The sequence below is a fragment of the Methylocapsa acidiphila B2 genome, from assembly GCF_000427445.1.
Taxonomy (GTDB): Bacteria; Pseudomonadota; Alphaproteobacteria; order Rhizobiales; family Beijerinckiaceae; genus Methylocapsa; species Methylocapsa acidiphila.
In genome coordinates this window covers 439,626-457,268 of sequence record NZ_KE386496.1, presented here as the reverse complement: position 1 = coordinate 457,268, position 17,643 = coordinate 439,626, and the positions used below count along the sequence as shown (strand labels likewise).

Genomic DNA, 17,643 nt, shown 5'->3' with positions numbered 1-17,643 from the left:
GAAATTCTGCTCGCGAAACTGGTTGCCGCCTTCCCCGATCCCGGTCAAAACCGAGGCTTGATGGAGGGAGCAGCAAGATGCGGATTGACGGCAAGGCGTTCAGGACGATTTGGGCTAGCCCTGACTCGGCCGCGATCCACATTATCGACCAGACGCGCCTGCCGCATCGCTTTGAAACCGTCTCGATTGCGACGGTCGAGGAAGCCGCTCGCGCGATCAAGCAAATGCAGGTGCGCGGCGCGCCACTGATCGGCGTGACCGCGGCTTATGGGATCGCACTCGCGATGCGCGCCGACGCCTCGGACGCCAGCCTCGAGACCACTTGCGCCCTGCTCGCCGCGACGCGACCGACGGCCGTCAATCTCCAGTGGGCCCTCGCATCGGCGAGTCGGGCGCTTTCATCCCTCCCGCCAGCCGCGCGCGCGGAGGCGGCTTTCGCTCACGCGGCGAGACTCGCGGAAGAGGATGTCGCGATCTGCGAGGCGATCGGCGAGCATGGCCTCCCGCTCATCGAGGCCGCCGCCGCGCGCAAGGCAGGCGAGCCGGTCAATATTCTCACCCATTGCAACGCGGGTTGGCTCGCGACCGTCGATTGGGGCACGGCGACGGCCCCAATCTACAAGGCCCACGAGAAAGGCGTTCCGCTGCATGTCTGGGTCGATGAGACGCGCCCTCGCAACCAAGGCGCCTCGCTGACCGCCTGGGAGCTCAATCAACACGGGATCGCGCATACGATCATCGTCGATAATGCCGGCGGCCATTTGATGCAGCATGGCGCGGTCGATCTCGTCATAGTCGGCACCGATCGCACGACCGCGGCCGGCGACGTTTGCAACAAGATCGGGACATATCTCAAAGCGCTGGCGGCAATGGACAATGGCGTGCCGTTTTACGTGGCGGCTCCCTCGCCCTCGATCGATTTTACGATCGAGGACGGCGTCGCAGCGACTCCGATCGAGACGCGATCGCCCGAGGAAATCAGCCATATTTCCGGCCGCATGGCCGATGGCCGCATCGAGACGGTCTGCGTTATCCCGCAAGGCAGCCCGGCGCTTAATCCCGCTTTCGACGTGACCCCAGCCCGCCTCGTGACAGGCCTGATCACTGAACGCGGGGTCATCGCCGCACGACGCGAGGCGCTCGCCAAGGCTTTTCCGGATCGCCTCGGCGAGACCGCCGAGCCGTTAGGGGCGAGCTAAACCCTCGAGCTTGGGCGATGATCCGGCTAAGACGCCAGTTTCCCCGACGGGCGATCGCCCTGCCGCCACCAGAAGGTCATGACGACTCCAGCGAGCGCTGCGCCAGCGAGGACCAGAAAGAGCGCGGACTGTTGAAGCCAGGCGATCGCCGGCACGAAAAGCGCCATCGCGACGCCGAGTGCGCAGATTTGCCAGGAGACATGGACCCCGGCCACGAAAGTTCCGAGAGCCAGCAGCATCAGCAGGGCGAGCCCTGTCGCCGGCGCATTCAGCATGCGCTGGACGCCCGGCAAGAGCAGAATGTTCATCGCGACCAAGAAGGCCACCCAATGCAGAGCCTGGGTCCAGATCATGCGAAGGCGCGCCTGCCGATCTTCGATATGGAGCCAACCCGTGGTGATGCAAACGATGCCGACCGCCACAGCCATGAATTCCCAATAGCCGATGAAGGGCTGATGCCAAACGCTGGTGAGCGCCACGCCCAGGATCGTGAGCACCAGAACGATGATATAGGGCAGCTCCTTCAGAAAAAGCGTCGCTTTGCGTGAATGGCCGGGCGTCTCCACCCCATGTTCCACTGATTCAAAGTCGCTCATTTGCAATCCTATCCTGACCCTCGAGGCGATTGAAAGCCGCTCGGAACGCCCGCCGCTCCGATCCGTAGACGAGACAGACGCTTCCCTTCCCACTCCGGCCGAAGGTCAAGGACGCGCCTTGCGCATCGATTGGCGCCTGCGCCAGAATGCGACGCAAGTGCGAATGCGATTCGAGCCGAAAAATTCGTTCCGCGCCGCCGATTTGCCCGTCGACAATAGAATATTTGGGCCGGTCCGGGAAGCGGCCAGCCAGGGAGGCGGCATGCGTCGCTAAATGTTTCCAGCGTGATCTCAACCGAGGTACATTGCCTGCGCTCAAATGACCTGGCGAGGTCCGATACGAACCGCTGCGCCGAAACCTTGAAACCACAAGACCGCAGAGGAGAATTAGGAAAATGTTGCGTAGCGCCTTGCTGATCGTCGCCGGCGCGGCCTGCTGCGCGGCGCAAGCCGGAGACCGGACCTTGCGGCTCGCTGTTGGCGAGCGCGGCTCGATCGCACTCGCCGAAAATCGCACGACCGGATATTCTTGGCGCATCGATCCAAGCGCCAGCGCGAATCTCAATCTCTTGCGCATGGAAGACGGCGGCTACGCGCCTCCCGGAGCCGATCCGGATCGGCCTCTCGTCGGAGCGCCTGGCCTTCATCGGTGGAGCGTCATGGCGCTATCCGGGGGACGCGCCCGCATCGCCTTCGTCTATCAGCGCCCCTGGGAGCCAGAGCCGGCGAAGCGCGAAAATGTCGTCGTCGAGATTCCCTAATCGGAACCTTTTTTCGGGTCGGCCAAGCACCCGTTCAAAAACTGAACGACAGCGGCTTGAACGATTTGCTCTATTTCAGCATTGGTTGGCGGCGGGCGTAGCCCGATCAAACACTGGAGTCGCACGGTTCCGCCGAGCATCTCCAGAAAATGATCCGCCGCAGCCGCGCAATTCGGCAAGTTCAGGACGCCGCGCTTCGTCTGGCGCTCGAAAAACTCGGCGAGAAAAGCGCGGCTCCGGCCGGGGCCGAATTTCCAATATTGACCGGCGAGCCCCGGGATTCGCGGGGCCTCCGCGACGATGAGGCGGTTCAGGCTGACGCAATCCGGGCCAGTCACGATGGCGAGATAGCGGACGCCGACTTCCTTGAGCACGCGGTCGGGTGCGCGAGGCGCCAGTTGCTCAGGCGTCAGGCCGCGAAAAATCGTCTCGCAGGCGTCGCTGATAATGGCCTCGAACAGCCCCTGCTTACCGCCGAATAGAGCGTAAAGCGTCTGGCGCGAGCCGCCGGAGCGCGCGATCACGTCGTCAAGCGTGGCTTCGGCATAGCCCTTATCTTGAAACACCTCCCGCGCCGCCGCCAGAAACGCGTCCCGGCGCGCGGACAGACGCTTGCTCGGCGGCTTCGTCGAAACAGCGACGCCCTCGTCTGATGAAATTTCGCCCATTCACATCCTAGTGAGCTGCGTTGCGAGAACTTGATATGTACTGTACCATACAATACGTCAAGATCCGATCCCTGGAGTTGATCATGGGCATAGTCGGATACGCGCTTCGCTACCGCCACACATTTTACGTGCTGGCGTTCATGATGATGTTTCTCGGCGGCAGCGCGATCCTGACGACGCCCAAGGACATTTTCCCGAACATCAATATCCCTGTCGTCTCGGTGATCTGGCAATATACCGGCCTGACGCCGGAGGAGATGGAGCAGCGCGTCACCACCTATAGTGAATATTCCATCAGCTCCAACGTCAGCGACATACGCAACATCGAAAGCCAAACCCTATCTGGCATCGCGGTCGAGCGGATCTATTTTCAGCCCAATGTGAACGTCGATCTGGCCATCAGCCAGATCGTCTCGGCGTCCAACGCCATTCGCGCTCTCATGCCGGTCGGCATCCAGCCGCCAGTCATCGTCCAGTTCAACGCATCCTCCGTGCCCGTGCTTCAATTGAGCCTGAGCTCGGATCGACTGAACGAGCAGCAGCTTTACGATTACGGCATCTATCAAATGCGCCAGGCGCTGGCGCCGATCCAGGGCATCACCCTGCCGACGCCCTATGGCGGCAAATATCGGCAGATCATGGTCGACATAGACCCGGACGCGCTCAAGGCGCGTGGCCTGTCGCCCTCTGAACTCGTCACCGCGGTCAACGCCCAGAGCCTGACCTTGCCGTCCGGCGACGCCAAACTGGGCGATAAGCAGTTCATCGTGAAAGTCAACAACGCCGCGCCATCGATTGAGGCCTTGAACCGCCTTCCCATCCGCCAAACGGGCGGCGCGACCATTTATTTGTCCGACGTCGCGCATGTGCGCGACGGCTGGGCCGTGCAGCAGAATATCGTGCGCGCCGAGGGCAAGCGCTCCGTCCTTTTGACCATCATAAAGAACGGCAACGCCTCGACGCTCGACGTGGTCAATCGCGTCAAGGCCGCGTTGCCCGAAATTCAGAGGGCCGCCCCTCCCGGCATGAACATCAGTATGCTGTTCGATCAGTCCGTGTTCGTGCAAAACGCCATTACCGGCGTGCTCCACGAGGGCGCGATCGCGGCTGGCCTCACGGCATTGATGATCTTAATCTTTCTCGGCTCCTGGCGCTCCACGCTGATCGTGATGGTCTCGATTCCGCTCTCCATCCTCACATCGATCGCCGTGCTCGCGGCGCTCGGACACACCATCAACACAATGACGCTCGGCGGCCTCGCGCTGGCCGTCGGCATTCTGGTCGACGACAGCACGGTGACGATCGAGAACACCCATCGGCTGTTGGAGGAGGACGAGCCTTTCGACCAGGCCGTCCTCGAAGGCGCAGCGGGGATCGCGGTGCCGACCTTGATCTCGACTCTCGCCATCTGCTGCGTCTTCGTCTCGGTCTTCTTCCTGCAGGGCGCTGCGCGCTACCTCTTCACGCCGCTCGCCTTGGCGGTCGTGTTCGCCATGCTCGCCTCCTACGGAATTTCCCGGACCTTGACCCCGATCATGATCGGCCTCCTCCTGCGCAAGGAGCATGAACGGCGGGGCCAAGCGAGCGGATGGCTCGAGCGCTTTCATGCGGGGTTCAACGCGCGATTCGACCGCTTCCGGACGTTCTACGGCTGGCTGCTCGCGGGAATTTTGCGGCGCAGAATCATCACGCCGGCGGTCGCAAGCCTCGTCGTCGCAAGCGCTGGGGTTCTTTCATTATATGTCGGCTCCGATTTCTTTCCGAACGTGGACTCCGGCCTCATCCAACTGCATGTCCGCGCGCCGGCGCGCACCAGAATTGAGCGCACCGAGCAGATTTTTCAAGCGATCGAGGAAAATGTCCGGGCGATGGTCCCAGCCAAGGATTTGAAGCTGATCCTCGACAATATCGGCCTACCAGCGCGCGTCTACAATCTCGCCTTCACCGACGGCTCGGCGATCGGCGTCAATGACGGCGTCATCCAGATCGAGCTCGCCGAGGGCCATGCGCCAACCGCGGAGATCGTCAAGAAGCTGCGCGCGGAGCTGCCGATCGCCTTTCCCGATTTGCTGTTTTACTTCCAGCCCGCCGATCTCGTCACGCAAGTGCTTAACTTCGGCGTGCCGACGCAGATCGACGTCCAGCTGCAAGGTCGCGATCGCGAGACGAACAAGCGGATCGCAGGGGAGCTGCGACAAAAGCTCGCCAATATTCCAGGCCTCGTCGACGCACATGTCCAACAGGAGCTCGATGCACCAGAGTTATACTACACGATCGACCGCACGCTGGCGCAGCAACTTGGCCTGAACATGCAGGAAGCGGCGAATAACCTGAACATCAGCCTTTCCTCATCCCAACAAGTGTCTCCCAATTTCTGGACCGACCCCAAGAACGGCATCCCCTATTATTTCGCCGTGCAAACACCAGAGTATAGGATCGCCGACAAGAACCAGCTCGACAATACGCCGCTGGCGAGCAACGTCGACGTAGCTGGGACGCCGATTCCCACAATGCTCGGCAGCATCGCCAGCGCGAAGCGGATCGGAGTCCAATCGGTCTTCAACCAGTCTAACATTCAGAGCGTGTATGACGTTTATGGCAGCGTCCAGAGCCGCGATCTCGGCGGCGTCGCGGCGGAGATCCAAAAGGTGGTCGACGCCGCGCAGGCAGAGCTCAAGCCTGGCAACCGCATCGTGATACGCGGCCAGATCGAAAGCATGCAAGCGGCTTTCTCCGACCTGAGGCTCGGCCTCCTCTTCGCCGCGGTTTTCGTCTACATGCTCATGGTGGTCAACTATCAAAGTTTCGTCGATCCCCTCGCCGTCATTTTGGCTCTGCCCGGAGCCGGGGCCGGCATTTTGCTCATGTTGTTCGTTACCGGCACCACTTTGAGCGTTCCCTCGCTCATGGGTTCAATCATGGCCGTCGGCGTCGCCTCGGCAAACTCGATCCTGCTCGTCACTTTCGCCCGGGAGCAACGGCAGGCCGGACTGAGCGCTTTCGACGCCGCTTTGTCTGCTGGGACGACGCGATTGCGCCCCGTGCTGATGACCGCCGCGGCGATGATCGTGGGCATGATTCCAATGGCAATTGGTGGGCCGGGGGAGGAGCAAAATGCGGTTCTCGCGCGCGCGGTCATCGGCGGCGTCGCCGTCGGCACCTTCACGACGCTTCTTTTCGTTCCCTACCTTTATTCAGTTTTCGGCCGCTTCGAGGGGCAAGGGGCCCGAGCGCCAGCGCAAGCGGCCGGCAAAGGACATTCGCAATGAACCAAGCGCCATCCGGACATACGTTCCGATCGAGCTCGCCGCCGGAGCCTACCGACTCCCAGCAGCGACGGCGCGTCGCGCGCGCTCTCGGAATTTCAACGGGCGCCGCCTTGGCGGCCCTCATCGGCTTTGGCGCCTGGAACTATGCCAGCCGCCAAGCTGAGACGCTCGCCGTGCTCAATGCGAGCAAGAACGCCGTTCCGCATGTCAATGTAATGATCGCGCAAAATGACCCGACGCCGCGCACAATCGAGCTGCCCGGCAATATGGCGCCATTTGAGAATGCGACGATCTCCGCCCGCGCCACCGGATATATTTCGACGCGCAACGTCGACATCGGCACCAAGGTGCGCACAGGCGACGTGCTCGCCGTGATCGCGGCGCCTGATCTCGATCAACAGCTCGCCCAGGCGAAAGCCCAGCTCGTTCAACTCGAAGCGGCGGTTCAGCAATCGCAGGCCGACGTCGATCTCAGCCATGTGACGAACCAGCGAACGGCGCGGCTCCTCGCTCAAGGATGGTCGAGCGCCCAGCAAGGCGACCAGGACCGCTTGACTCTCGCCTCGCGCACGGCTGGCCTCGCGGTCGCTCGCGCCAATGTGGTCGCGCAACAGGCCGCCGTGAACAGGCTGGCGCAGCTGACCGCCTTCGAGCAGATCACCGCCCCTTTCGACGGCGTGGTCACCAGCCGCTTGATCGATGTCGGAAGTCTTGTCACCGCGGACCCCACCAATGGCACGCCTTTATTCTCTATCGCGCGAACGGACGTGCTGCGCGTGCAGGTTTTCGTGCCCCAGTCCGTCTATCTCGGCGTGCGGGACGGCGATTCGGCAAAAGTGACAGTGCCGGAACTCCCAAACCGCGTCTTTGAGGGCAAGGTGGCGCGCAATGCGCGCGCGCTCGCCTCGGGTAGCCGCACCCTGCTGACGGAGGTGGACGTCGACAATAAGGACGGCGTGTTGGCGGCCGGCCTCTACGGCATTTTGCATCTGCAAGTCCATCGGCCAATCCCCGTCATCACGATCCCGTCGCAAGCAGTCATCTTCAACAAGGACGGCCTCGCCGCCGCGGTCGTCGAAGACGGCAAAGTCGAGTTGCGTAAGCTCGATCTCGAAGTCGACAATGGAGCGAATGTCGAGGTGCGCACCGGGTTGAATCCCGGCGATCGCGTGATCTTGAGCCCGCCCGCAAATGTCGCCGACGGAATGCGGGTCGTCGCGATAGATCCAGAGGAGGCGATCGCCCGACGAGAGGATAAATAGCGCTTGCAAGGCGCAAGGCGGCCTCGTCAATTCTCGCCGGTCGAACCCGAGAACCTCGAGACGCCGCCCGAGTCGAGGCAAAGGCCTGCAGGGGCCGTCGCAAGCGGCGCGTCGTCTTCGAAACCAGCCGCCATTGCGTCACGGATTGCGTTCGGCGCGACATTCGCCCGAACTCCGTAGAGGCGAAGGATTGCTTCGGACGTGATGGTCAGGGATGGCGGCCCCTCGCTCAAGACCACGCCGTCCTTCAGCAAGACCACATGCGTCGAAACGGCCGCCGCGTGATCTGGATGATGCGTCGACATCAAGATTCCGTAATTGTCCGCAGCGAGATCGCGCAGCCGCTTCAACAGGCGGATCTGATGGCCGAAGTCGAGGCCTGTGGCGGGTTCGTCCATGATCAAGATCCGCGCGCCCTGGGCGAGCGCGCGCGCTATAAGCGTCAATTGCCGCTCTCCGCCGGAAATTTCGGTGTAGGCGCGCCGCGCCAGATGCGCGACGCCGAGCCGCTCTAGACATTCGGCGGCTACAGCCCGATCGGCGGGACCTGGCGGCCTGAACAACCCTCGTTCTGCAAGCCGCCCCAACATGACGACGTCGAACACCTTGAACGGAAAAGGCGGGACGTGAGTTTGCGGCACGTAGGCAATATGCCGCGCGACCTCTCTGCGCGACATGCGTTCAATCGGCTGGCCGTCCAGCAGCACCTTCCCCGATGAAGGCCCTATCAAACCGAGCGCCAAGCGCAGCAACGTGCTCTTTCCGGCGCCATTGGCGCCGAGGAGCGAGACGACTTCTCCGTATCCGAGAGAAACGCTCACCCCGCGCAACACATCGCGGCCGCGATAGGCGAAGCGCAGGTCGCAAAGCTGCAAGGCCGAAGCACCGGTTAGATCCAATTGCGCCTCGCGCGGGAGAGAACCAACAAGAACGCCGGAATGCCGAGCAATTGCGTGACGACGCCGATGGGAAGCTCGACCTTGCCAATGCTGCGCGCCAGAGCGTCCGCGGCGAGCATAAAGACCGCGCCCAAAGCCGCGCTCGCCGGCGTCAATGTCGAATTGGACGGACCGACGACGAGCCGCGCGACATGCGGAATGAAAAGACCGACCCAACCGATCACGCCTGCAAGCGACACGGTGAGCGCCGACATCAGGGTGGCGGCGGCGATCACGCCAAATCGCAAGGAGGCCACAGGAACGCCGAGCGCGCGCGCCTCGTCGTCGCCCATCGCCAAGGCGTCGAGTCCGCGCCCAAGGCCCGCAATTGCGACAATGCCGAAGCAGATCGGCGCCGCCGCCCAGCCAAGTTGAGACAGGGTTACATTGGCCAAGCTGCCCATCAGCCAATAGACTATCACGGGCAATTGATTATAAGGGTCCGCGACGAATTTCACGAGCGACAACAAGGCCGCGAAGAACGCGCCGCTGATCATGCCGCCGAGAACCAACATGATGATCGCGGCCCCGCCGAATAATCTGGCGATGAAGACGCCGACGCCTGCCGCGGCAAGCCCCATGACAAAGGCGAGGATCTCGACTACGGTTTGATCGCCGCCGAGGAGAAAGCCGGTCGCTGCGCCAAAGGCGGCGCCGCTGAGCACGCCGAGAATATCCGGCGAAACAAGCGGATTGCGGAAAACCGCCTGATAGGCTGCGCCCGAAACGGCGAGCGCCGCGCCGATAAGGGTCGCGGCGAGCACGCGGGGCAGCCGGATCTCTACGATCACATTAAAAAGAAGATCATATCGCGGCTTCGCCAGATCGACGAAGCCGAGGGACGCCAAAAGAAATTGCGCAATATCCCCAAGCCCCAGCGGGTACCGGCCTAAACTCAGAGCTGCGAGCATAGCCGCCGCGACTAAGGCCGCAAGCGCCAAGCCTCGGACCAGATGGCTCGCGGTCGATCTCGACTCAATGGAGAAGACGAACGACATCGCCGTCGCCGAGATCAACATTGAAGAAGAGATTGTAGAATTTCTTGACCTCGGCTTGCAGATCAAGCGGATATGCGTTCGGATAGAACCAATTGGCCAGCCATTGGACGCCGAGCGCCTCCATATAGCCTGGCGGACGATCAATCCAATTGAACGGAATGCGGGGAACGACGCGCACCTGCCCCGACGCGACGGCCTTTACATTGCGCCAGCGCGCATCCTCGCTGACCATGCGCGCGAAAGACCGATCCTGGGCGACGATCATGTCAGGCGCGAAGCGCACGACCTGCTCGAGGCTGATCCTCTCCATGCCGACGAGCTCTCCCTGCGCGCATTGGTAGACATTAATCCCGCCCGCGCGGCGGATCGCTTCGGCATGAATTGAGCGGTCGCAATCCGTGGCGAGCCCATCCGGCGTTTCCGCATAATAGACGCGCACACGTTGATCGGATGGAACCTGCGCGAGCGCGGCTTCCACGCGCGCGAGCGCGCTCGCCACATAGGCCCCGAGCTCGCGTCCGCGCGGAGCAAGATCGAGAACCTCCCCCATGAGCGCGAAAGCCGCCACGTAATCAGGAAGCTCCTCCAGCTTGAGGAAAATCACCGGAACGCCAGCCTTTTCGAAGCGCTGCGCGATCGGCGCCGTATCGAGGAAGGAATTGGCCCAGGCGACGACGAGATCCGGCGAGGCCGCGAGAACCTCCTCGAGATTCGCCTGCTGGCCATGCCCCATCATATTGCCGAGCACGGGAAGACCGATCGTGCGCTGATCGAGAAACTTGGCCAGATCTTCCTTCGGCGGTTCGGGAGCGAAATTCCATCCAATGAGCGTGTCCGGCTTCATCGCGTAAACGACCAGGGTCGTCGGCGGCGCGGCGGAGAAGATCCTTCCGATCTTATTAGGTAGAACGACATGGCGGCCGACCATGTCGATAATCTCGCGCGATTGCGCTTCCGACGCAAAGCTTTGTGCGCCGACGGCTATCATGAGAAGAACAAAAGCCGTTCGCCTCGCGGCGAAGATGCTGACCAACAAAGAAGAGCGAAACGGATCATCGGACGTTGTGCCGCAAGCCCTCAGGCCAACCGCAGCGCGGAAAATTCGCGCCATACCGCCCCGGCGCAATGCATCGACAAATATCATGAGACGACAACCTAGAAAAAGCCAGGTCGGAAGACTGAAGATCCTCTCGCTGCAAGCTGACGAAGAGACCTGCCGAGAACAACCCGGGACAATGGTGCCTATCATGCTATATATTTTAGCTCAATAGCCATGGCTGGCGTCAAGGATCTCGAGCCCTGTCGGGAGCCAATCGTCGCCGGCGCATTCCTTTCGCACGCGAAGGATCATGCCTTTCGCATCGGCGAGCGGAAAGCCGATGTCTCATCCTTAGCGGCGAACATCGCGCGTCGGTTGCAATTACGAGCCGGACCTCGTCTTTCTCAGCTTTTGTTGCCACGCAGCCACAGGTCTTCTTTTTCGACGCGTCCTTAGATGCAGATTATATCGCCGCGCGGTCGATCTGCTATTTTCACTCATGTAAACTTCAGCAAACAGACCTGCGCCGCGCGGTTGTCCCTCCTCGGCCGCAATAGAGCGGCGATTGACTATCCGCTCCGGCTCAGCCAGCGCCCCCGACTCATTTCGGCCTTGCCCATTCATGTCGACAGCAAACTCCCTCGCCCATCGACGCCGCCCGAGCGTCCCTACTGGGCTCCGCTCATGCATCGCATTCGCCCAGCGAGCGGCAGGAGTCGGGCCAGGCGTTTTCGAGTTGGAACATAATCAATGAGTCCCGGCTCGAATCGGGGGACCAATTTCTTTCGATGCGCGGGCAAACGCGCGGGACGATTCTGCTGCATGGTCGCGTCGCTGGCGGTCGCCGGCTGCGCGGTCGGACCGGATTTCACGCCGCCGCCGCCGCCTGTCGCGGCTCAATGGCTCGAGTCGAAGATTCCGTCGGTTCAGACAGATAAGCAAAACTACCGAAGCTGGTGGAAAAGCTTCCATGACCCGATATTGGAGCGCCTGATCGAGATCGCCTACGAGCAAAATCTGACTTTGCTGAGCGCGGGAACCCGCGTGCTACAAGCCCGCGCGGAGCTCGGCGTCGCGATCGGAGAATTCTATCCGCAGCAGCAAGCGGCGCTCGGCGCGGCAAGCTACAATCTTCAGAGCCAGGCCGACCCCGCCGCCAATCCAAGCAACCCCTTGATCAACTACTGGCGCGATTCGCTCGGAGCGAGAGCCGCATGGGAGCTCGATTTCTGGGGCAAATTCCGCCGCGGCGTCGAATCCGCGGACGCGGCCTATCTCCAGTCCATAGCGACCTATGACGACGTTTTGGTCGAACTTTTGGGCGACGTCGCAAAAACCTATATCGGCATCCGCACGATCGAGAAGCAGATTGCGATCGCCCGCGTGAACGTTCAGCGACAACGCAAGGCGCTCGCCATCGCTACCGACAAGTTCCACGGCGGAACGGCGACCAAGCTCGACGTCTACCAGGCCGAAAATGTGCTGGGCGCCACCGAGGCGAGCATCCCGCAGCTCACCATTCAGCTGCAGCAAGGTCTGAACGCGCTCCGCGTTCTTCTCGGCCTCGCGCCGGAGCCGCTCGGCTTTCTGCTCGGCCGCTCGACCGGCAAAATTCCGGTCGCTCCTCCCAAAGTGGCGGTCGGCATCCCCGCCGATCTGCTGCGCCGCCGACCGGACATTCGCGCGGCGGAACTGCGCGCGGCGACGCAAAGCGCCCAAATCGGCGTCGCCGTGGCGGACCTTTATCCGGCCATCAGCATAACCGGTTCTTTCGGCGGCCTCGCGAGCAACGCGTATGGCCATAATCTCGGGCAGATGCTGCATCCAATCGGACGAGCCTTTTCCGTCGGGCCGTCCTTTCAATGGAATCTACTCAATTATGGACAGATCACCAACAACGTGCGTCTGCAGGACGCCACGTTGCAACAATATCTGGTCGACTATCAAAACAGCGTGCTGAAGGCGCAGCAAGAGGTCGAGAACGGGCTTTCCGTCTTCCTCCAATCCCGCATTCAAGCCGAATTTCTGCGCCGGAGCGTCGCAGCCGCGAATGGCGCGCTTACGATCGCGCTCGAGCAATATAATCTCGGGACGCGGGACTTCACCACTGTTTTGACCGCCGAGCAGAATCTCCTTCAAGCCGAGACCAATCTCGCCGTCGCCCAGGGCAATGTGCCGCTAGGCCTGACCATGGTCTATCGCGCGCTCGGTGGCGGCTGGCAGATCCGCGGCGCCAATGAATTCGTGCCGCCCGCGATCAACGCCGAGATGCGTTCTCGCACCGACTGGGGCGACGTCCTTCCGCCGGCGGGCGCGCCGCAGCCCGCTGCCCCTGGCCTGCCCGGACCGGAAGATCGCGGCCCGACGGTTCGCGCGCCTGAATGGTGAGCTTTGCTAATGGAAAGGCTTTCCGCAATGGATACCGGATCTGCGCCTCGGGCGCGCAGAAAGAACCGCTCGCCAAGCGCGCGCGCCTACCACGCCGCGCGCCAAATCGGGCGCCGCGTCATGATGGCCTCGGCTTTCGGCTTCGTCGCGCTCATTGGCGGCGGCGCCGACGAATCCCAAGCGGCGAGTTGGTGGGAAAAGCTGTTTGAAAGCTCGCCGCCGGCAAAGTCGCAGCAAACGCCTTCGCCGCAGCCGTCGCCGAACCCGCAATCCTCGCCTGTCATTCCGGTCGTGCTTCCGAAGCTTCAAGCAGTTACGGACTATGTCGAGGTCACCGGCAATGCGGCCTCCGTCAACACCGTCAAACTGATCGCCCGCGTCGAAGGCTATCTGGAGAAACTGCATTTCGCCGACGGCGCCGTCGCGAAGAAGGATGACCTTCTTTTCACTGTTCAGCAGGACCAATATAAAGCACAGCTGCAGCAGGCTCAGGCGCAGCTTTTTGTGCAACAGGCCGCGCTCGCCTACGCGAAGACCGAGGTCGCGCGCTACGGCGCCCTGGTGAAAAAGGACGCGGCGACGCAAATCGAGCTCGATCATTGGCATTTCGAGCAGGCGAAGGCCGAGGGCGATTTGCGCTCGGCGCAGGCGCAGGTCGTGATCGCGCAATTGAACATGAGCTATACCGAGGTCAGGGCGCCCTTCGATGGCCTGATGGGCAAGCATCTGATCGATCCAGGCAATGTCATCGGCGGCGTCGGCCAGCAAGCGGCGGTCGCGGAGATCCTCCAGCTCGACCCGATTTACGTCGTCGCCAATTTGAGCGAGCAGGAGGCGCTTCAAATCCGGGCGAATCTCGATCAACGTCGGTTGAGCCTCGCGGAGCTCACCAAAATCCCGGTGGACGTCGGCCTCGAAAACGGGAACGGATTTCCTTATCGCGGGACGATCGAATATGTGGCGCCGGGGATCGATCCTTCGACGGGAACCTTGCTCGTGCGCGGCATTCTGCGCAACCCCAACCGGACCCTGCTGCCGGGCATGTTCGTTCGCATTCGGCTGCCGCGCCGGCTGAAGGCGCAGCAGGCCCTGCTCGTGCCCAATCGCGCCCTGGGCGAGGATCAAGGCGGCCGCTATCTGCTGATCGTGAACAAGGACGACATTGTCGAGCAGCGCTATGTTCAGCTCGGCGAATTATACGGCACGCTGCGCGTCGTGACCGCTGGTATCGAGCCCGACGACCGAATCGTCGTCGGCGAACTCTGGCGCGCGGCGCCGGGGACCAAGGTGACGCCGAAACCGAACGACGCCGACTCGTCCTCGAGCGCCCCCGACGACGCGGATCGGAATGCCCGGCCATGATGTCGAAATTCTTCATCGAGCGGCCCGTTCTCGCCAACGTTCTGGCGATCGTTCTCGTCTTGCTCGGCGCCGTCGCCTTGGTCCGGTTGCCGGTATCACAATATCCAAATGTCGTTCCGCCGACGGTGCAGGTCACCACGAGCTATCCCGGAGCGAGCCCACAAACCGTGATCGACACCGTCGCGCTCCCGATCGAGCTGCAGGTCAATGGCGTCGACCGCATGCTCTACATGGAATCGACCAGCGCCGCCGACGGCACCTACACGCTGACGGTGACCTTCGAGATCGGCACGGATCCGGACACGGCGCAAGTCCTGGTCCAGAATCGCGTCGCCGTCGCGCTCGCCTCGCTGCCTTTGTCGGTGCAATCGCAGGGCGTGACGATCCAGAAGAAAAACACCGCCATTCTTCAGATCGTCACCCTCAACTCTCCGGATGGACGCTTCGACAGCCTGTTCATGAGCAATTACGCGAGCATCAATCTCGTGAACGAGCTCGCGCGCCTGCCCGGTGTCGGAAGCGTCAAGGTCATCGGCGCCGGTGACTACGCCATGCGCATCTGGATGGACCCCGAGAAGCTTTATTCCTTCGGGCTGCAGCCGAAAGAGGTGATCGACGCCATCAGGCAACAGAGCCAGGAGGTGGCGGCGGGTCAGATCGGCATGCCGCCGGCGCCGAAGGATCAGGATTTTCAATATACGGTCGACATCCAGTCGCGCATGGCCGACCCATCCGGATTCGCCGACATTATCGTCAAGGATCAGACCGCTCAAGGTGGCCGCCTCGTCCGCTTGAGGGATGTGGCGCGCGTGGAGCTCGGCGCCCAGACCTATTCGCAGGATTTCAAGCTCAACAACCGACCGGGCGCGGGAGTCGCCATCTATCAAACGCCCGACGCCAATTCTCTGACCGTCGCGAAGGAAGTCAGGAAAAAAATGACGCAATTGGCGGGCCGCTTTCCACAAGGCCTCGCCTACTCGGTTCCTTTCGACACGACGGTTTTCGTTCAGGCCTCGATCGACGAAGTCTACACGACCCTCTACGAGGCGGGCGTCCTGGTTCTGATCGTGATCCTGGTCTTTTTGCAGAATTTCCGCGCGACCCTGGTGCCCGCGACGACGGTCCCGGTAACGATCATCGGCGCCTTCGCGGGAATGGCCGCGCTCGGCTTCACCATCAATCTCTCGACTTTGTTCGGCATCGTCCTGGCGATCGGCATCGTGGTCGACGACGCGATCGTCATCGTCGAAGGCGTGTCGAAATATATCGAGCGCGGCATGTCGGGGCATGATTCCGCGATCCGCGCAATGGGCGAATTATTCGGGCCGATCATCGGCATCACGCTCGTGCTCATGTCCGTGTTTCTTCCCGCGGCCTTCATGCCGGGCTTGACCGGCCGCATGTTCGCGCAATTCGCTCTGGTGATCGCCGCCACCGCTCTGATCAGCGCGGTCAACGCCGCGACGCTGAAGCCGACGCAATGCGCCCTCTGGTTGCGCGAGCCTACTCCTCCGGAACAGCGCAACTGGTTCTATCGCGGCTTCAATGTCGTCTATCAACGCATGGAGGACGCCTATGCCGGCTTGATCGGGGCCATGGCGCGCAGAAGCGGCCTGATGGTCGCGATCGGCCTCGGGCTCTCGGCGCTGGGCGTCTTCGGCATCGCCCGCTTGCCGACCGCCTTTATCCCGAACGAGGATCAAGGCTATGCGATGATCGCCGTGCAGCTGCCGGACGGCGCCTCGCTGGAGCGCACCCAGGCCACGCTTGCAAAGGCCAGCGAGATCGCGCGCGCGACTCCGGGAATTGAAAATGTGATCGCCATCGCGGGCCAGTCCGTGCTCGACAATAGCGCGACGCTCGCCAATGGCGGCGTCGCCTATGTGATCTTCAAAGACTGGAGCCTGCGCGAGAAGGCCAAGGATCAAGATCTGGTCTCTATCTACAAGCGGCTTCAGGGTGAGCTCGCGGCGATCACCGATGGCAAAGCCTTCGTCCTGGTGCCGCCGCCGATTCAAGGAATCGGAAACGCCGGAGGCTTTCAAATGCAGGTCGAGCTGCTCGGCGGCAGTTTCGACTATCGCAAACTATATGAGCTGACTCGCAACATGATCGGCGCCGCCGACAAAGATCCTCAGCTTCAACATGTTCTCACGACATTCCGACCAGATGCGCCCCACGTCGGCGTCAACGTGGACCGCGCGCGAGCGGAGACCATGAAAGTCTCCGTCGGCGACGTGTTTTCGACGCTCACGGCCTATCTCGGCTCGACCTATGTCAATCAGTTCAATAAATTCGGCCAGTCCTACCAGGTCTATGTGCAGGCGGATTCGAAGTTTCGTCGGCACCCCGAGGACCTCCTCGACCTCTATGTGCGCAACAAGGATCAGCAAATGATCCCCATCGGCGCCATCGCGCAAATCAGCCCGCTCGTCGCCCCTCCGCTGATCACGCTCTACAACCTCTATCCGTCCTCGACGATCATCGGCGGACCCGCGCCCGGATTTAGCTCCGGACAATCCATGGAAACGATGGAGGCGATCGCCAGGAAGACCCTGCCGAATGACGTGTCCTATGAATGGAGCGCGATGTCCTATCAGCAGAAGATCGTCGGCAACCAGCTCGTCTACGTCTTCGCGATTTCACTCATGCTCGTCTATCTCTGCCTCGCCGGCCAATATGAGAGCTGGATCTTACCGCTTGCCGTGCTTTCCGCCGTGCCTTTGGCGCTGCTGGGACCGGTCATCGCCTTGACGAGCCTCGGCGTCGCCAACAATCTCTACACGCAGATCGGCCTCATGCTGCTGATCGCCCTATCGGCCAAGAACGGCATCCTGATCGTGGAGGTCGCACGCGAGCGCCGACTGGTCGACGGCAAGCCGATCATCGAGGCCGCGGTCGACGCGGCGCGCATGCGGTTCCGGCCCATTCTGATGACCTCCTTCGCCTTCATCCTCGGCGTCGTGCCCTTAGTCGTAGCGACCGGCGCCGGCGCCAACGCCCGCCGCTCCCTTGGCATCAGCGTGTTCAGCGGCATGATCGCCTCGACCTGCCTCGCCGTGCTTTTCGTGCCGTCGTTTTTCGTGGTTCTTCAACGATTGCAGGAGCGCGGGAAGTCGAAGGATGCGACGATCGCGCCCGTCAACGCCGCAGAGTGACGAGG

Annotated in this window: 12 protein-coding genes; 7 read left to right on the top strand and 5 right to left on the bottom strand. The window is 62.0% G+C overall.

What is annotated here, in order from left to right:
• Nucleotides 1–77 precede the first annotated feature (77 nt).
• Entirely contained in the window at nt 78–1,199 is a 1,122-nt protein-coding gene (mtnA, locus tag METAC_RS0103485; RefSeq protein WP_026605952.1) for an S-methyl-5-thioribose-1-phosphate isomerase, read from the top strand.
• A gap of 26 nt (nt 1,200–1,225) precedes the next feature.
• Here the strand turns inward: mtnA and METAC_RS0103480 are convergent, their stop codons facing one another.
• Nucleotides 1,226–1,795 (bottom strand): hypothetical protein, encoded by a 570-nt coding sequence (locus tag METAC_RS0103480; protein ID WP_026605951.1) that lies wholly within the window; start codon nt 1,793–1,795, stop codon nt 1,226–1,228.
• A 395-nt stretch (nt 1,796–2,190) separates the two neighbouring features.
• On the opposite strand from METAC_RS0103480, the gene METAC_RS0103470 reads away from it, so the two are divergent.
• Nucleotides 2,191–2,556 carry a protease inhibitor I42 family protein gene (locus tag METAC_RS0103470; RefSeq protein ID WP_036255251.1) on the top strand — a complete coding sequence of 122 codons (366 nt, stop codon included), beginning with the start codon at nt 2,191–2,193 and terminating at the stop codon, nt 2,554–2,556.
• Here METAC_RS0103470 and METAC_RS0103465 read toward each other — a convergent pair.
• Nucleotides 2,553–3,224: a TetR/AcrR family transcriptional regulator gene (locus METAC_RS0103465; RefSeq protein ID WP_026605948.1), complete on the bottom strand. Its 672-nt coding sequence runs from the start codon at nt 3,222–3,224 to the stop codon at nt 2,553–2,555. The genes METAC_RS0103470 and METAC_RS0103465 overlap by 4 nt on opposite strands.
• 83 nt (nt 3,225–3,307) lie before the next feature.
• On the opposite strand from METAC_RS0103465, the gene METAC_RS0103460 reads away from it, so the two are divergent.
• The gene (locus tag METAC_RS0103460) at nt 3,308–6,493 is read left to right on the top strand and encodes an efflux RND transporter permease subunit (RefSeq protein WP_026605947.1); all 3,186 of its coding nucleotides are present in this window, start codon (nt 3,308–3,310) and stop codon (nt 6,491–6,493) included.
• Nucleotides 6,490–7,755: an efflux RND transporter periplasmic adaptor subunit gene (locus METAC_RS22200; RefSeq protein ID WP_051335356.1), complete on the top strand. Its 1,266-nt coding sequence runs from the start codon at nt 6,490–6,492 to the stop codon at nt 7,753–7,755. Before METAC_RS0103460 ends, METAC_RS22200 begins: the two co-directional genes overlap by 4 nt.
• A 26-nt stretch (nt 7,756–7,781) precedes the next feature.
• Here METAC_RS22200 and METAC_RS22195 read toward each other — a convergent pair whose 3' ends face one another.
• From METAC_RS22195 to METAC_RS0103440, 3 genes are read right to left on the bottom strand one after another with little or no spacing between them, the layout of a single operon-like run.
• On the bottom strand, nt 7,782–8,654 hold the full coding sequence (locus METAC_RS22195; RefSeq protein WP_198017160.1) for an ABC transporter ATP-binding protein: 873 nt from the start codon (nt 8,652–8,654) through the stop codon (nt 7,782–7,784).
• Nucleotides 8,645–9,691 carry a FecCD family ABC transporter permease gene (locus METAC_RS0103445; protein WP_084143895.1) on the bottom strand — a complete coding sequence of 349 codons (1,047 nt, stop codon included), beginning with the start codon at nt 9,689–9,691 and terminating at the stop codon, nt 8,645–8,647. The genes METAC_RS22195 and METAC_RS0103445 overlap by 10 nt, the downstream gene beginning before the upstream one ends.
• Nucleotides 9,669–10,679: an ABC transporter substrate-binding protein gene (locus METAC_RS0103440; RefSeq protein WP_036255937.1), complete on the bottom strand. Its 1,011-nt coding sequence runs from the start codon at nt 10,677–10,679 to the stop codon at nt 9,669–9,671. Before METAC_RS0103440 ends, METAC_RS0103445 begins: the two co-directional genes overlap by 23 nt.
• A gap of 873 nt (nt 10,680–11,552) precedes the next feature.
• On the opposite strand from METAC_RS0103440, the gene METAC_RS22190 reads away from it, so the two are divergent.
• The 3 genes from METAC_RS22190 to METAC_RS0103420 are packed head-to-tail and all read left to right on the top strand — an operon-like array spanning nt 11,553 to nt 17,638.
• The gene (locus METAC_RS22190) at nt 11,553–13,118 is read left to right on the top strand and encodes an efflux transporter outer membrane subunit (RefSeq protein WP_245257416.1); all 1,566 of its coding nucleotides are present in this window, start codon (nt 11,553–11,555) and stop codon (nt 13,116–13,118) included.
• A gap of 27 nt (nt 13,119–13,145) precedes the next feature.
• The gene (locus METAC_RS22185; RefSeq protein ID WP_245257415.1) at nt 13,146–14,480 is read left to right on the top strand and encodes an efflux RND transporter periplasmic adaptor subunit; all 1,335 of its coding nucleotides are present in this window, start codon (nt 13,146–13,148) and stop codon (nt 14,478–14,480) included.
• Complete coding sequence (locus tag METAC_RS0103420; protein ID WP_026605944.1) at nt 14,477–17,638, top strand: efflux RND transporter permease subunit; 3,162 nt, start codon at nt 14,477–14,479, stop codon at nt 17,636–17,638. Before METAC_RS22185 ends, METAC_RS0103420 begins: the two co-directional genes overlap by 4 nt.
• Nucleotides 17,639–17,643 lie beyond the last annotated feature (5 nt).

Coding starts and splice junctions, on each gene's coding strand:
- METAC_RS0103480 (WP_026605951.1), bottom strand. CDS start 1,795: ATGAGCGACTTTGAATCAGTGGAACATGGGGTGGAGACGCCCGGCCAT.
- METAC_RS22190 (WP_245257416.1), top strand. CDS start 11,553: ATGGTCGCGTCGCTGGCGGTCGCCGGCTGCGCGGTCGGACCGGATTTC.
- METAC_RS0103460 (WP_026605947.1), top strand. CDS start 3,308: ATGGGCATAGTCGGATACGCGCTTCGCTACCGCCACACATTTTACGTG.
- mtnA (WP_026605952.1), top strand. CDS start 78: ATGCGGATTGACGGCAAGGCGTTCAGGACGATTTGGGCTAGCCCTGAC.
- METAC_RS0103440 (WP_036255937.1), bottom strand. CDS start 10,679: ATGATAGCCGTCGGCGCACAAAGCTTTGCGTCGGAAGCGCAATCGCGC.
- METAC_RS0103470 (WP_036255251.1), top strand. CDS start 2,191: ATGTTGCGTAGCGCCTTGCTGATCGTCGCCGGCGCGGCCTGCTGCGCG.
- METAC_RS0103445 (WP_084143895.1), bottom strand. CDS start 9,691: ATGTCGTTCGTCTTCTCCATTGAGTCGAGATCGACCGCGAGCCATCTG.
- METAC_RS22185 (WP_245257415.1), top strand. CDS start 13,146: ATGGATACCGGATCTGCGCCTCGGGCGCGCAGAAAGAACCGCTCGCCA.
- METAC_RS0103420 (WP_026605944.1), top strand. CDS start 14,477: ATGATGTCGAAATTCTTCATCGAGCGGCCCGTTCTCGCCAACGTTCTG.
- METAC_RS22200 (WP_051335356.1), top strand. CDS start 6,490: ATGAACCAAGCGCCATCCGGACATACGTTCCGATCGAGCTCGCCGCCG.
- METAC_RS0103465 (WP_026605948.1), bottom strand. CDS start 3,224: ATGGGCGAAATTTCATCAGACGAGGGCGTCGCTGTTTCGACGAAGCCG.